The sequence below is a fragment of the Marinifilum sp. D737 genome (assembly GCF_026672275.1).
Lineage (GTDB): Bacteria > Bacteroidota > Bacteroidia > Bacteroidales > Marinifilaceae > Marinifilum.
In genome coordinates, this window is sequence record NZ_JANQCD010000006.1 from 1 (window position 1) to 15811 (window position 15811).

The following is a 15811-nucleotide window of genomic DNA, read 5'->3' on the forward strand; positions in this document are numbered from 1 at the left end:
AGAAAACAATATCGCACAGAGCTGAAATATGGTTACATGGATGTGTGGTATGTTGAATATAAAGGCACGTAGCGATTGTTAATGATTTGTTAATTGCAAAAAAAAAGCTGCCAATATAAATCGACAGCTTCTTCTAAAACAATGATACGCCTTTACCTCACAAAATTGCTAAGTATTTTTCTTTCTTGTTCAGGTGCTTCTACTGTTTCTTTTCCATTTTTCATTACTTCCATTAGGTAGGCCATGTTTTTACCCAAAATTCTCATAATCTGCACACCTTCTTCATCCTGATGAACTTCTCCTGGCATTAATCCATGAATCACATTCCAATAGTTTGAGCTTGGAATCATCATTTCGGAATAGGCTAGGTAATTATTTAATTCGTTGAAAACAGGCAATCCGCCAGAACGACGAACGGCAACTACGGATGCACCCACTTTATGTCTGAATAAAGATCCGTTAGCGCCAGCTACATAAAATGCACGATCGAGGAAAGATTTCATTCCGGCGCTTAACGACGAGTAATGTACAGGAGATCCAAGAAGAATACCATCGGCTTCTTTCATCTTCTGAATCCAGTCATTTACATCATCATTTTTGATCACACACTTTTCATCTCTATTTTTAAAGCACATATTACAGGCCGTACATGCTTTTACATTTTTTATACCAACATTTACAATTTCGGTCTCGATACCTTTTTCTTCCAACTGTTCACACACTAATTTTAATGCATGATAGGTGTTGCCTTCTTTTTTGGGACTACCGTTAAATGCGACTACTTTCATTTGTTTGTGTTTTTTATTTGATTGATAATGCAAAGGTAAGCTTGCAATTGTTTAGCTTGTTTTAATAAGATGTTAAAAAATTACGTAGAGGTTTAATTGCCTTCAATTTCGGCAATATTTGCCAGTGCATTATCGCGAAGTGGTTTGTATTTAAAATACCAAATTACTAAACCTATGATGATTGCAAGTATAAAAATCGAAAAGAAAACAATTTGAGATTCAACAGTATTGAATAATGGTTGAGACCTAAGATTAAAACTGGCATTCATTAAAAAAACGGCAAGAAATATCAGGATGCTCTTTTTTCGGAACGGATGATACCTTTCTGCTGCTTGCTTTAGCATGAGAAGTGTAGGCAGCGAGTAATCAACATTTTTGTATTCTTTTTGGTAGCTTCCAAATACTAGTGCAAATATTAAAAATGCTGCTACAAGGAGCAGTCCTGCAATCAAATCAGTAAGCTCTTTTGTGTCAAAATAGTGTATAAAGGCAATGATCGTGTAAAGTGGGATGAAAATCCAATAAACAATCTTCATTCTTTTGCATAGATTAGAATAATTACGATCCTCCTTTTTAAGTTTCCCTAATAATTGATCCAGATTGACTTTTTCGTTCTTTGTTTTATTTAAGTTCATGCTTGCCTCCTGTTAATTTGTTTTTTAATTGTGTTTTAATGCGGTGAATTTTCACCTTTACATTGGGTTCATTAATGCCGATCACATCTGCAATTTCTCTCATACTTAATCCTTCAAGCATAAGAGAAATTAAGGCTTTGTCAATCACAGAAAGCATATTTAACTCATTCTGAAGTAGGTTGAATTGCTTTTCTTCTTTTCGCTTGATTTCCAAATCTTCATTGTCCAGAATAGAACTTAGATTTTGCGTATCGGTGTTTATTATTAGCTGCATTTCTCTGTAGCTTTTGCCTGTAAAGCTTAGCGATGTGTTAACAGCTACACGATAAACCCATGTGCTAATTGCCGATTTACCTTTAAATTGATCCAAACTCTTCCAGATATTAATCAGTACTTCCTGATACATATCTTTTTGATCTTCGGCATTCGAATTATAGTAACGACATATCCGTTGTATTCGATCACTATTATCCGATAGAATTTGATTAAATAGATCTTCTTTTTTCAATGTGTGTGTGTTTTGTTCTTTATCTATTTAGTAAGGGAGGAGTATGATTGGTTACACTTTTTTTTTGATTTTTTTACTTATAAAATCTCAAAGCCATTATAAGTCTCAAATTTCCAGATCTCTACTACTTTTCCAATTGGCAGTTCGTAAGGTTTATAATTTCTGTTTGAAGAAACCAACAGGAGAGATTGATTTTTCTCAAACTGCTTGTATACTACTTTAAATACGATACCATCCTCCTGGGTAACAATAATGCATGGAGTGCCATCTTTAATCGTTTCCCAGTTTTGAATATAAGATGCCGTTACCCACGATCCTTCGGGAATGGGAAGCATGGAGTCTCCTTCAATTTGGAAGGTTCTGTAGGTTTTATCTTTGGGCAAGAATGGGAGAGTGAATTTTGGTAGTGATTCTATAAATTCCAAATCGCCATAGCTATTTGTATAGCCGGCCTGTGCTTTTAGGGGAACCATTTCTATATTTTCATCTCCATCCTGGTTTACCGATATGGTAAGCAAACGAAGTTTCTTTCCAGTTACATCAATGTCAAATCCATCTTCGATTTGCGAAAGCTGAAATTCCGATAATTCCTGCAGCTTATATCTTATTAATGCATCAATGGAAACATTAAAGTATTCGGCAAATTTCACCAGTACTTTAAAAGGTGGTTGAACGCTTTTTTCGTAACCCGCCAGTGTGGTTCGTGTAATCTCCAATTGCTCAGCCAAGTCGGCTTGCGATTTTCGTCTTCTCTTGCGAAGGAACTTGATATTTTCTGCAAAAAACATGCTTTTTTCTTTCAAATATACGCATAATAGACTAAATTATTGACAGGATTATGACGAAAATATCGACATTTAATGAGGAAGACAATATTGCATATGGATTTAGACACATTTTTTGTGTCGTGTGAGAGGTTGCAGGACAGTAGGTTGAACAATCGGCCGGTCTTGATTGGAGGAACATCAGATAGAGGAGTGGTAGCAGCTTGTTCTTACGAAGCACGAATGTATGGCATCCATTCTGCCATGCCCATGAAAATGGCGCGCATGCTTTGCCCGGAAGCTGTTGTCATTAGGGGAAATAGTGGAACTTACAGCGAATATTCCGATCATGTAACAGAAATCATTAAGGAGCGTTCGCCTTTGTTCGAAAAATCATCTATTGATGAATTTTATATGGACATAACAGGAATGGATCGCTTTGTAAAGGAAAGTTACATGTGGTCAAAGGAACTGAGAGAAAAGATCATGAAGGAGACTCGTTTGCCCATTTCCTTTGGTTTATCTACCAGCAAAACGGTTTCTAAAGTGGGAACAGGCGAGGCCAAGCCCAATAATCATATCAATATCAATAGTGGTGAAGAGATTCCTTTTTTGGCTCCACTTTCCATTAAAAAGATTCCTATGGTAGGCGATAAAACTTACCACAAGTTGCGAAGTATGGGAATAGAAAAGGTACGAACCGTACAAGAAATGCCTATGGAGCTAATGGAACGTGTACTGGGGAAGAATGGGCAAGTGATTTGGAAAAAAGCACAGGGTATTGATAATACTCCAGTGATTGCCTGGAGTGAGAGAAAATCTATATCTACAGAACGAACTTTTGAGCGAGATACCACTGATGTTGTGAAAATGCGTAGTATTTTGGTTGCAATGGCTGAAAATTTGGCTTATCAGCTCCGAAATGGAAACAAACTAACTGCTTGCGTGACGCTTAAGATTCGCTATTCCGATTTTCAAACTTATACCAAACAAAAGCGAATTCCCTACACATCGCTCGATCACACACTAATCGCTACAGTACTCGACCTGTTTGATAAAATGTATGAACGTCGGGTTTTGATTCGACTCATCGGAGTTCGTTTCAGTAATTTGGTAGGAGGAACTTATCAAATTCGCCTGTTCGAAGACTCTGAAAAGCTCATTAAACTGTATCAAAAAATGGATCATTTGAGAAACAAATTTGGGAAAAATGCGGTGAAACGCGCCATAGGAATGGATGTAAAAACCATTGGAGGAATGAATCCTTTTAACGGACAAGCTCCAATTGTTCCTGCTCACCGCAGACGATAAAAATCAATTAATAATTAACAATTAGTAATGAATAATAGAGCTTGAGTTGATTTTATAACCATTTCATCTAAAACAGATGATGAAAGTTTATAACTCATACTAAGACGAAAGACATTATTACTCATTACTAATTATTCATTACTCATTATTGATGTTATTGAATTGCCACTCATATTATAGTTTTAAGTACGGAGCTCTTTCTGTAGAGGAGGTTTTAAAAGAAAGCCAGACAGGAGGACACGATACCATTGTATTAACTGATATTAATAATACTGCAGTAAGTCTCGATTTTGTACGACAGGCAAAGGAATTTAATGTACGACCGCTTGTGGGAGCAGATATCAGGAATAGAGCGATACAGCAGTATGTTTTGCTGGCCAAAAATGCGATTGGTTTTCGGGAAATCAATGAGTTTTTATCAGGAAATCTGCATACTAGTAAGGTGTTTGAACCTGAGGCTCCGGATTTGAATGAAGTTTATGTGATCTATCCATTTCAAAGCCAGTACCGCGATCTAAAAGCAAATGAATGTATTGGAGTCAGACCACAGGATTTACCTCACTTGCCTTTTTCCGAATGGAAGAATCGCCTGAATAAGCTGGTAATTCTACAAACTGCAAGTTTTCGCAACAAAAAAGATTACAATATCCACCGACTGTTGCGAGCTATTGATAGAAACACACTACTAAGTAAGCTTTCGAAAGAAGAACAGGCGAGTTTTGAAGATAGATACAGAAGTAAGTCTGAACTGTTGGAATTGTATAAAGATTATCCTGAAATTATAAGGAATACAGAAGCTTTATTGGCTGCTTGCAGTATGGATTTCGAATTTGGAACCAACAAAAACAAGAAACTTTTTACCGATTCGGAAGAAGAAGACTTTAAACTGTTAATGAAATTGGCCTGCGAGGGCTTAGAATATCGGTATCATACGATAACCGATGAAATTTTAGACCGTTTAAATAAGGAATTGAAGGTGATCCGACAACTTGAATTCTGTTCCTATTTCCTGATTAATTGGGATTTGGTTCGATATGCACAGAGCAAAGGTTATTATCATGTTGGACGAGGAAGTGGAGCCAATAGTCTGGTTGCTTACTTGTTGAAAATCACTAATGTTGATCCGGTTGACTTAGACCTTTACTTTGAGCGCTTCATCAATCCGTTCCGATCATCACCTCCCGATTTTGATATCGATTTTTCATGGACAGATCGGGATGATGTCACACGTTATTTGTTTGACAAATATGGCTGGGACCATGTTGTCTTGTTAGGAAACTTCATCACCTTTAGTCACAAGTCGGCTTTTCGTGAAATTGGCAAAGTGTTTGGTTTGCCCGATCAAGAAATAGTGCGTTTGCAGAAAAATCCGAATCCAGCGCAAGCCGATGAATATGGAAAGTGGGTGATTCGCTATAGTGGATATATTTCAAGCTTTCCAAGCCACAATAGTATTCACTCCAGTGGGATTTTAATTTCAAATGAGCCCATTAGCAATTATTCAGCCACTGAGCTTTTGCCTAAAGGATTCCCATCCACTCAGTTTGACATGTACATTTCTGAAGATTTGGGACTGCATAAGTTCGATATCCTGAGTCAGCGTGGTTTGGGAAAAATCAAAGATACTTTGGAGATCGTTAAGCAGAATCATGGAATAGATATTGATATTAATGATACCAAATTGTTTATGGAGGATTCTCGCGTAAAGAGAATGCTAAAAAAAGGACAGGCAATTGGTTGCTTTTATGTGGAATCGCCTGCCATGCGCATGCTTTTAACCAAGCTAAAAGCTGAAGATTACAAACGCCTGGTTGCTGCCAGTTCCATTATTCGTCCGGGAGTGGCCAAAAGTGGAATGATGCGAGAATACATTATTCGTTTTCAGAATAAGGAAAGGAGAGAACAGGCAAAACGTAATTTGCCTGAATTATATAATATACTTGAGGAAACCTATGGCGTAATGGTTTACCAGGAAGATGTAATTAAGGTAGCTCATTATTTTGCCGAACTAAGTTTGGATGAAGCGGATGTTTTGCGCCGGGGAATGTCGTGGAAATTTAAACAGCGAAACGAATTTGCAAAGGTGAGAGGTAAATTTTTCTCCAATTGTAAAGCAAAAGGTTATGCTGATACAGTGGTGAGCGATATCTGGAGACAAATTGAGAGTTTTGCCAATTATGCTTTTGCAAAAGGACATTCGGCCAGTTATGCAGTAGAGAGTTTTCAGGCACTTTATTTAAAAGCATATTATCCATTGGAATATATGGTAGCAACTTTAAATAATGGAGGAGGATTCTATTCTGCACAACTCTATCTGCACGAAGCGCTAATGCATGGTGCCAAGGTAGAAGTACCCTGCGTAAATCGGAGTTCGTGGGAAAATATCATTGATGAAGATACCATTTGGCTGGGATTTTACCTCTTGAGGGATTTGGAAGGTTCAACAGTAAAAAAAATGATTGAAGAGCGCAGGGAACATGGAAGTTTTAAAAGCTTGCGCGATTTTGTGAAACGTTTTCCAAGCAGTTTGGAGCAATTGATAATATTAATACGTATTGGAGCTTTTCGATTTACAGGAAAAGGAAAGAAAGAGCTGTTGTGGGATGCTCATTTTCTATTAGGACATAGCAGGAAGACCAAACCGGAAAGAACACTTTTTCAGGCAGAGGTAAAAGAATTTGAGCTGCCCGAATTGTGGAAGCACAAGCTCGAAGATGCATTTGACCAATTGGAATTGTTAGGCTTATCAGTTCAATCACCATTTCAATTGGTGAAAAATGATTTGCCTTCCGACATCAAAGCCTGTCATTTGCCTCGTTTAATCAATCGTTACATCAGAATTGTTGGTTTTTTAATTCATCGCAAGCCTACAAAAGCCAGTAATGGTAAAATTATGTATTTCGGAACATGGATAGATTTAGATGGATATTGGTTAGATACTGTGCATTTTCCACCTATTGCCAAAGAGTATCCATTTCGCGGACCAGGCTGTTATGTTATAGAGGGGCAAGTGATGGATGAGTATGGATTTCTAAGTATAGAAGTAAGTAAAATGGAACGAATGCCAAATATAAGTATTGATGATATCGTTTCAGCCTGAAAATTCTCTTTTTGTGTTGTTTACATGCTTCAAATTCACTCAAATAAAGAGGAAATGTATGATATAACATTTATCAATTCATGATTGCTGTACATAATCATAGTTTTATATTCTATTTTTTTTGTCCTATTACTATTTTAAAATCAGGAGTAATACTTCAGATCACCTATTCATAAGTGAAAATTTGACGTCTTTTTTTAGCGTTTTTTGAAAAGCTGCTAAAAAAAATATGCCAAACTTTCTTTTTGTTCTGTTATTCAAGTGTTTATAAAAGTGAGAAAAATGAGAAAAAATCTTGCAAATAAAATCGGCAAATCTATTTTTGTCGGCGAATTTTTATCACTTTAACAAACACTATTAAAATGGCTTTTATTACTAAAGAAAAGTTCTTGTCGAATGAATGGTTAACGGCGTACACTTACCTGATTTTGGGTAGTATCATTTTTGCTGTTTCCGACATCTTATTTGTAGTACCTTACAAATTGGCTCCAGGTGGGGTATATGGTATTGCTACCGTACTAAACACTCTGTTTGGCTGGAAAATTAGTTATTCCACGTTTGCAATGGAAATTCCTCTGGTAATTATAGGTACCATAATTTTAGGGCCTCGATTTGGAGTTAAAACCATTGTTAGTATTGCTACAATTCTATTAACTGTTTGGATTATGGAAACCTATGTTGTTCCGGGATATCCAAAAGTGATTGTTGATCCAATGTTGAATACCATTGTTGCAGGTGTATTTTATGGTATTGCAATTGGAATGATCTTCAAGTCCAGAGCAACTTCAGGAGGATCTGATATTGTTGCAATGATCTTGGCCAAGTACACAAAGCTATCGCTGGGTAAATTGGTAATGATTGTTGATGGTTTAATTGTGTTGTTTACTTTGGTACAGCCAACAGAAACAGGAGCAATTGGTTGGGAGTTTGCGATCTATTCATTAATCATTATTTATATCGAAGGTAAGATTATCGATATGGTGGTAAGTGGAGCAAACTATCACAAAACAGTTATGATTGTTTCTGATCAGTACGAATCAATCGTATCTAAGATTAAAGGAGATTTAAAACGTGGTGCAACTGTATTTACAGGTACAGGAGCTTACTCAGGTGAAGAAAGAAAAATGGTTTACTCAGTAATGAGTCGTAGAGAACTTGAAATTTTGAAGCTACACGTTAAATCGGTAGATCCTGAAGCATTTGTGAACGTAACAGAAGCAAATGAAATTATCGGTAAAGGATTTAAATCTTTGAACGAAGAAGAAGAATAAAGAATAAATCGAGATAATTGCTTAAATCCCTTCGAATACGGAGGGATTTTTTTATTTTTGCATGTAGGATCACTTCAATTTACAATTCAGATATTTATTGTTTGTTATTCTGAATTATTGCAGATCATAAAAACGTATTGTTTTTGCAGATTAGCGGGGGATTGATGCTGATTGAAAATATATCTGTAAAAAGTTGTAAGATAATTTGATTTTTTAGAAAATTATTACGTATTTTGCGACCTGTTTGAAAAGCGTTTAAGGAAAAAAATAATCTGGACTATGTCAAGAGTTTGTCAAATTACTGGAAAGAGCGTAATGGTGGGAAATAATGTTTCTCACTCTAAGAGAAGAACTAAAAGAAGATTCTATCCAAATCTTTTCGTTAAAAAGTTCTATCTTCCTGAAGAAGATCGTTGGATTGAATTGAAAGTTTCTGCTGCCGGAGTACGTCTAATTAATAAATTAGGTGTAAAAGGTGCACTTACTAAAGCTCAAGAAAAAGGATTTATTAAAAATTATTAAAAAAGGCATAGAAAATGGCTAAAAAAGGTAATAGAGTGCAAGTAATTCTTGAGTGCACTGAGCATAAGGAAAGCGGTATGCCAGGAACTTCAAGATACATCACTACTAAAAATAAAAAGAATACTCCGGATCGTATGGAGTTGAAGAAGTACAATCCTATTTTGAAGAAAGTAACCCTTCACAGAGAAATTAAATAATTTTAAGATATGGCTAAGAAAGTAGTAGCAACCCTACAGAAAGGTGAAGGCCGTGGTTACGCAAAAGTAATCAAAATGGTGAAGTCGCCTAAGACTGGTTCATACTCTTTTAAAGAAGAGATTGTTCCAAATGAGAACGTTAAGGATTTCTTTGCTAAAAAGTAAGAAATTCATATCATACTGAATAATAAAAGCTTCCCGACGATTTGGGAAGCTTTTTTTTTGTGCTTTAAAGCAAAACTTTTATTGTTTTATTTTAAAACGTTTATTGTTAATTGTTTGTGTTTACGATTTTTTGTACTTTAGCAGCTTAAAATTTAGAAGAAATGGGATTATTTGGAAGTTTTTCGAAATCGAAAAAAGAAAATCTTAATAAAGGATTAGCCAAAACAAAGGAAAGTGTGTTTAAAAAGCTTTCCAGAGCTGTTGTTGGTAAATCTACCGTTGATGATGATGTGCTTGATGAGTTGGAAGAAGTGTTAATTACTTCTGATGTGGGTGTGGATACAACATTAAAAGTCATTGAACGAATTGAAGAGAGAGTTGCTCAGGATAAATTCTTGGGAACATCAGAATTGAATCGAATCTTAAAAGAGGAAATTGCTGCTCTCCTTGAAGAAAACAATAAAGGTGATTACGATGCTTACCAACTTCCAAAATCTGAATATCCATATGTTATCATGGTAGTTGGTGTGAATGGAGTAGGAAAAACTACAACCATTGGTAAATTAGCGCATCAATTTAAGAATGCCGGAAAGAAAGTAATGCTTGGTGCAGCCGATACTTTCCGTGCTGCAGCTGTAGACCAGTTGATTATTTGGTCGGAGCGAGTTGGAGTTCCTGTTGTGAATCAGGGAATGGGAGCCGATCCTGCTTCTGTTGCTTTCGAAACTTTAACCAAGGCCAAGGAAGAGGGTTCTGATGTAGTAATTATTGATACTGCCGGACGTTTACACAATAAAGTCAACTTGATGAACGAGTTGAGCAAGATTAAACGTGTAATGGACAGGGTAATTCCAGGTGCTCCAAATGAAATCCTTTTGATATTGGATGGTTCTACTGGTCAGAATGCATTTGAACAGGCAAAACAATTTACCAAAGCAACCGAAGTAAATGCATTGGCAATTACCAAATTGGATGGTACTGCTAAAGGTGGGGTTGTAATTGGTGTATCCGATCAATTTAAGGTGCCGGTAAAATATATCGGAATTGGTGAAGGAATGGAAGATTTGCAGGTGTTTAACCGCGATGAATTTGTGGCTTCATTGTTTGATTGAAAAAAAATACACACAATAATATAAAATAGGCTGCCTTTTTTGGTAGCCTTTTTCATTTTAGTAGATTCAAAAGTAAATATCGAGATGGGAAAAAGAGTAATTTATCCTATTTTTGCCAAAATTTAATTTGAGATAAGAGGATTGTATGAGTCAAAATAAAATCAACATTATAAGCTTGGGCTGTTCAAAAAACTTGGTTGATACCGAATTGTTAATGAAACAACTCGATGCAAACCAGTTTTCTGTTACATGTGAAGAAGAGAATAGCGATGCCAAAACCATTATTATTAATACGTGTGGGTTTATTGGCGATGCAAAAGAAGAATCGGTTGATACCATATTGCAATACGTAGAAGCAAAAAAAGATGGCAGAATCGATAAGCTTTTTGTGATGGGATGTTTATCGGAAAGATACAGAGAACAGCTAAGTGAAGAAATTCCGGAAGTTGATAAGTATTTTGGGAAGTTCGACTGGAAAGGCATGGTAAATGAGTTGAATAAAGACTATGTGCCCGATTTTAAAAATTTAAGAGTTGTTACTACTCCAAAGCATTTTGCTTACCTAAAAATTTCGGAAGGATGTAATCGCTCATGTTCATATTGTGCAATTCCAATTATTACAGGCAAACATGTTTCTCGTCCAATTGAAGATATTGTTGAAGAAGCAAAAAATCTTGTAAAAGAAGGAGTGAAGGAACTTTTGGTAATTGCTCAGGATCTTTCTTATTATGGTATCGATTTGTACAAAGAATCGAAATTGGCAGAATTGATAGAAGAGCTATCTAAAATTGAAGACCTGGAATGGATCAAGTTGCATTATGCATATCCAACCCAATTTCCTTACGGGATTTTAAAATTAATGCGTGAGAATCCTAAAGTTTGCCGTTACCTCGACATTGCCTTGCAACATTCAAGCGACAACATGTTAAATTTGATGCGAAGAGGTATAGATCGAGCTAAAACCATTGACCTTATCAAGAAAATCCGTGAAGAAGTACCAGGTATAACGCTTCGAACTACCATGTTGGTTGGTCATCCGGGTGAAACAGAGGAAGATATGGAAGATCTTAAAAATTTCGTTCAGGAAATGAAATTTGAACGTTTGGGCGTATTTCCTTACTCCGACGAAGAAGATACTTATGCTGCCAATCACTACGAGGATAATATTCCACAAGAAGAAAAGGAGAGAAGAAAAGAGGAAATCATGCTGATTCAGCAAGACATTAGCATGGAAGCCAATAAAAAACGTTTGGGCGAAGAGTTAAAAGTAGTAATCGACAGAAAGGAAGGTGATTATTATTACGGAAGAACCGAATTTGATTCTTACGAAGTAGATCCTGAGGTTTTAATTCCTGCCGAGAATGGAGATTTAAAAGTTGGAGAATTCTACAATGTTGAAATAACAGATTGTGAAGATTACGATTTGTTTGGAATTGTGAAGTAATGCCAACTGTACAAAAATAGAATAAAGACCATCTGTGAAAGTGCAGATGGTTTTTTTGTACAAAGTATTTTTCTAAAATAAACTTCCTTGCTGTTGGTACATTCCCGATTTTTTCAATTCAAAAAAGCAATCTGCACAAGCTCTAACATCTGCAAGGGCATCATGAGCACCATCAAAACCTTTATGGAAAAGATGCTGATGCAATTCGGTTAAATTTGGCCATTTGTATCCATATCTTCCTGGAATTTTACAAATGTTGGTTGTGGTTTTCATGGTACAGATTTTCGGAATCTCAGCCAATTGACTTGTTACATCCTTACGAATAAATTCAGCACCAATTATCATTTCATCGAAACTAATATTGTGAGCAATTAAAAATTCTGCATCATTCATTGCTGATGAAAATTCAATTAAAGCTTCATGAAGATCTATACCTTCAGCATAAGCTCTTTCCGTTGTAATGCCATGCACATCCGATGCGTCGGCAGGAATCGTAAAGCCTTCAGGAATTATAATTCTGTTGGCTGATTTAATTTCCTGATCGCGACTGTCATACAGTAGCCAGGCCAATTGAACCAGACGTGGCCAATTGTTCAAATCGGTAACCGGAGCACTCCATCTTTTTGGTAAACCTGTAGTTTCGGTATCGAAAAATAAGTACATAGGTTGTGATATTAAAAAAGCTCCCGAAGGAGCTTTCTGTTTATTTTACAAGCTTAGATTAAACTAAAGATTTTGCTACTTCCAAAGCAGCTGCATAATTTGGTTCTTCAGTCATTTCAGCAACATACTCAACATGCTTTACTTCGTTGTTTTTGTCGATAACCACAACACCACGAGCAAGTAGACGTAATTCTTCAACTACGAAACCATATTTGTAACCGAAATCACATTCCTTATGATCCGATAAAGTAACCAGGTTTTCGATACCTTCAGCACCACAGAATCTACCTAAAGCAAACGGAAGGTCGTTTGATAATGTAATGATTTGAATGTCTTTATCAAGCGATGCAGCTTCTTTGTTAAATCTGTGAGTTTGAGCTGAACAAACACCGGTATCAATTGAAGGAAATACAGAAAGGATTTTTACTTTTCCATCAAAATCAGAAAGTTGAACTGGAGATAAATCTTTTCCAAGAGCTGTGAAGTTTTCAGCTGTCATTCCTGCATTTATTTCTGTACCTACTAAAGTCATTGCATTTCCTGCAAATGTAACTTTGTTATTGTTTTTTTGCATAATTATGTATTTTGTCGTTTTGATCAAAGATAGAAATTGTTTTGATTTATTCTAAATAAATAGAATGAAAAAGTGTGAAAAAAGCATAAAAAAACCGGAGAATTATTCTCCGGCTTTTTTTATTCCAGCGCTTTCTGTGCTTTCAGTATTTTGGTGGTGATTTTTTGTTTCGTTTTGTCTAAACCTACCGAAATTGTATCACCTTCAGAGATACTTGCTTTAATAATAACCTCGGCCATTTCATCTTCAAGATACTTTTGAATGGCTCGTTTTAACGGACGGGCACCAAACTGAACATCGTATCCTTTTTCTGCAATAAAATCTTTTGCAGCAGTAGAAATTTTGATGTTATAACCCAAGTCGTTGATTCTCTTGTATAATCCGTTAAGTTCGATGTCGATAATCTTGTGAATATCTTTTTGAGTTAAAGAATTAAACATGATCAAATCATCAATCCTGTTCAAGAATTCAGGAGCGAAAGCTTTTTTCAAAGCCTTTTGGATAATGCTATTGGCATACTCATTGGAGTCATTTCCTCCGGTTTGGAAACCAATGCCTTTTCCAAAATCTTTCAACTCACGACTTCCAATGTTAGAGGTCATAATGATGATTGAATTTTTGAAATCAACTCTTCGTCCTAAACTATCAGTCAACTGACCATCATCTAGTAACTGCAGAAGAATATTGAACACATCCGGATGTGCCTTCTCGATTTCATCCAAAAGAACTACTGAATAAGGCTTTCTTCTCACTTTCTCGGTTAATTGTCCACCTTCTTCGTATCCTACATAACCTGGAGGTGCTCCAACCAATCTCGATACAGCAAATTTTTCCATGTATTCACTCATATCGATACGAATTAAAGCATCTGAACTATCGAAAAGGTATTCGGAAAGAACTTTTGCCAGCTGGGTTTTACCTACACCAGTAGGTCCTAAGAAAATGAATGTTCCAATAGGTTTGTTAGGGTCTTTTAAACCAGCACGATTGCGTTGTATTGCTTTCACAATTTTAGCAATAGCATCGTCCTGACCAACGACTTTACCTTGCAATTCATCATCCATTTTAAGTAGGCGAGAACCTTCAGCTTGTGCAATTCTCTTTACAGGAACTCCTGTCATCATTGCAACAACTTCTGCAATATCTTCTTCAGAAACCTTTTCCTTTTTAAGACTTAGTTCCTGTTCCCACTTTTCCTTTTCTTTGTCAAGATCTTCGGCAAAGTTTTTTTCTTTATCTCTAAAGCTAGCTGCCAATTCAAACTTTTGTGCTTTTACAGCTTTAATTTTACTTTGACGCGTTTCTTCAATTTTTTTCTCAAGTTCTTCGATAATTACCGGCACATGAATGTTTGAAATGTGAACACGAGAACCTGCTTCATCCAATGCATCAATTGCTTTATCTGGAAGATATCTGTCACTAATGTATCTCGAAGTTAGTTTTACACAAGCATCAATAGCTGCTTCAGTGTAATACACATTGTGATGATCTTCGTAACGTTCTTTGATGTTGTTTAGAATCTCAATGGTTTCCTCAGGAGAGGTAGGTTCTACCATCACTTTTTGGAAGCGTCTTTCCAAAGCTCCGTCTTTCTCAATATTCTGGCGGTATTCATCCAAAGTTGTAGCTCCAATACATTGAATTTCTCCACGGGCAAGAGCTGGTTTTAACATGTTGGCAGCATCCAATGAGCCAGTTGCACCACCAGCACCAACAATGGTGTGAATCTCATCGATGAATAAGATAATATCGGTTGTCTTCGATAACTCATTAAGAATGGCTTTCATTCTTTCTTCGAACTGTCCGCGATATTTGGTTCCTGCAACAATTGATGCCAAATCCAATGTTACTACGCGCTTACCAAATAGCACTCTCGATACTTTCTTCTGAACAATTCTAAGGGCTAAGCCTTCTGCAATAGCAGATTTACCAACACCTGGCTCACCAATTAAAATTGGATTGTTCTTTTTACGACGACTCAGGATCTGCGCTAATCTTTCAATTTCAGTTTCCCTTCCCACTATAGGGTCCAGGGTTCCTTCTTCTGCCGATTTTGTAATGTCAATACCAAAGTTATCCAATACAGGAGTTTCTGATTTGCCACGGGCACTCGATCCTTTTGATCCACCAGACATTCCACCTTTTCCTTCACGCTCTTCTGATGGATAATCAGCCTGAGCTTTAGGGAACAATGTTTTTAAATTCTCTTTTACCTTATTATAGTCTACAGTTTGGTCCTCTAATATTTGAGTTACCATACTCTTATCATCCTTTAATATGGCAAGGAGTAAATGACTGGTGTCAATGGTGTTATTTTTTAGGGCCTTAGCCTCCAAATAAATCAATTTAAGAACTCTTTCAGCTGATCGTTGTAAAGGAATGTTGTTTTGATCTAAATCAGTAATTGTATCTGATTTAATTTCCCTTTCAATGTTTTTTCTGATGTCGTAAAGATCAACACCCAAAGAGATAAGGATATCAACAGCAATGCCTTCACCTTCTCGAAGAATCCCTAAAAATAAATGTTCCGTTCCAATAGCACTGTTTCCAAGCCTTTCAGCTTCTTCCTTGCTGTATGAAAGAACATCTTTAATACGAGGTGAAAATTTTGAATCCATATAGTAGGTCTTTAAATTAAATTCGTAAGTAATTGTAATGTCAATATTCGAATAATATTTCTCGAATTGATAAAAGCAACATTAAAATAATGAAAAAATATTAGATACAGCCTAATTTCTACATCAATTTTCAATTAAA

15 protein-coding genes are annotated in these 15811 nt (G+C 36.2%); 8 read left to right on the forward strand and 7 right to left on the reverse strand.

The window, feature by feature from the left end; translation table 11 throughout:
- Positions 1 to 152: 152 nt before the first annotated feature.
- From NQ163_RS05450 to NQ163_RS05465, 4 genes are all read right to left on the reverse strand, one after another.
- Positions 153 to 788, reverse strand: coding sequence for a flavodoxin family protein (locus NQ163_RS05450; protein ID WP_268189268.1), 636 nt, complete (start codon positions 786 to 788; stop codon positions 153 to 155).
- Between the two features lie 92 nt (positions 789 to 880).
- A complete protein-coding gene (locus NQ163_RS05455) occupies positions 881 to 1423 on the reverse strand; it encodes a hypothetical protein (RefSeq protein WP_268189269.1) in 543 nt (180 codons plus the stop codon).
- Entirely contained in the window at positions 1410 to 1931 is a 522-nt protein-coding gene (locus NQ163_RS05460) for an RNA polymerase sigma factor (RefSeq protein ID WP_268189270.1), read from the reverse strand. The genes NQ163_RS05455 and NQ163_RS05460 overlap by 14 nt, the downstream gene beginning before the upstream one ends.
- A gap of 77 nt (positions 1932 to 2008) precedes the next feature.
- Positions 2009 to 2719 (reverse strand): XRE family transcriptional regulator, encoded by a 711-nt coding sequence (locus NQ163_RS05465; protein ID WP_268189271.1) that lies wholly within the window; start codon positions 2717 to 2719, stop codon positions 2009 to 2011.
- A 72-nt stretch (positions 2720 to 2791) separates the two neighbouring features.
- Here NQ163_RS05465 and dinB point away from each other — a divergent pair, with 72 nt between their 5' ends.
- From dinB to rimO, 8 genes are all read left to right on the forward strand, one after another.
- Positions 2792 to 4006 carry a DNA polymerase IV gene (dinB, locus tag NQ163_RS05470; protein WP_268189272.1) on the forward strand — a complete coding sequence of 405 codons (1215 nt, stop codon included), beginning with the start codon at positions 2792 to 2794 and terminating at the stop codon, positions 4004 to 4006.
- Positions 4007 to 4157: 151 nt separating this feature from the next.
- Positions 4158 to 7106: a DNA polymerase III subunit alpha gene (locus tag NQ163_RS05475; protein WP_268189273.1), complete on the forward strand. Its 2949-nt coding sequence runs from the start codon at positions 4158 to 4160 to the stop codon at positions 7104 to 7106.
- A 362-nt stretch (positions 7107 to 7468) separates the two neighbouring features.
- Positions 7469 to 8377 (forward strand): YitT family protein, encoded by a 909-nt coding sequence (locus tag NQ163_RS05480; protein ID WP_268189274.1) that lies wholly within the window; start codon positions 7469 to 7471, stop codon positions 8375 to 8377.
- A gap of 279 nt (positions 8378 to 8656) precedes the next feature.
- Positions 8657 to 8899, forward strand: coding sequence for a 50S ribosomal protein L28 (rpmB, locus tag NQ163_RS05485; RefSeq protein ID WP_054721835.1), 243 nt, complete (start codon positions 8657 to 8659; stop codon positions 8897 to 8899).
- Between the two features lie 14 nt (positions 8900 to 8913).
- On the forward strand, positions 8914 to 9096 hold the full coding sequence (gene rpmG, locus NQ163_RS05490; RefSeq protein WP_054721833.1) for a 50S ribosomal protein L33: 183 nt from the start codon (positions 8914 to 8916) through the stop codon (positions 9094 to 9096).
- A 9-nt stretch (positions 9097 to 9105) separates the two neighbouring features.
- Entirely contained in the window at positions 9106 to 9261 is a 156-nt protein-coding gene (locus tag NQ163_RS05495; protein ID WP_110359598.1) for a DUF4295 domain-containing protein, read from the forward strand.
- A gap of 161 nt (positions 9262 to 9422) precedes the next feature.
- On the forward strand, positions 9423 to 10373 hold the full coding sequence (gene ftsY, locus NQ163_RS05500) for a signal recognition particle-docking protein FtsY (protein WP_268189275.1): 951 nt from the start codon (positions 9423 to 9425) through the stop codon (positions 10371 to 10373).
- A gap of 145 nt (positions 10374 to 10518) precedes the next feature.
- The gene (rimO, locus tag NQ163_RS05505) at positions 10519 to 11817 is read left to right on the forward strand and encodes a 30S ribosomal protein S12 methylthiotransferase RimO (protein WP_268189276.1); all 1299 of its coding nucleotides are present in this window, start codon (positions 10519 to 10521) and stop codon (positions 11815 to 11817) included.
- Between the two features lie 72 nt (positions 11818 to 11889).
- Here the strand turns inward: rimO and NQ163_RS05510 are convergent, their stop codons facing one another.
- The 3 genes from NQ163_RS05510 to NQ163_RS05520 form a co-directional block, all read right to left on the reverse strand.
- Positions 11890 to 12480, reverse strand: coding sequence for a 3'-5' exonuclease (locus tag NQ163_RS05510; RefSeq protein ID WP_268189277.1), 591 nt, complete (start codon positions 12478 to 12480; stop codon positions 11890 to 11892).
- 58 nt (positions 12481 to 12538) lie between these two features.
- Positions 12539 to 13054 carry a thiol peroxidase gene (gene tpx, locus NQ163_RS05515; protein ID WP_268189278.1) on the reverse strand — a complete coding sequence of 172 codons (516 nt, stop codon included), beginning with the start codon at positions 13052 to 13054 and terminating at the stop codon, positions 12539 to 12541.
- A gap of 119 nt (positions 13055 to 13173) precedes the next feature.
- Positions 13174 to 15672, reverse strand: coding sequence for an ATP-dependent Clp protease ATP-binding subunit (locus NQ163_RS05520; RefSeq protein WP_268189279.1), 2499 nt, complete (start codon positions 15670 to 15672; stop codon positions 13174 to 13176).
- Positions 15673 to 15811 lie beyond the last annotated feature (139 nt).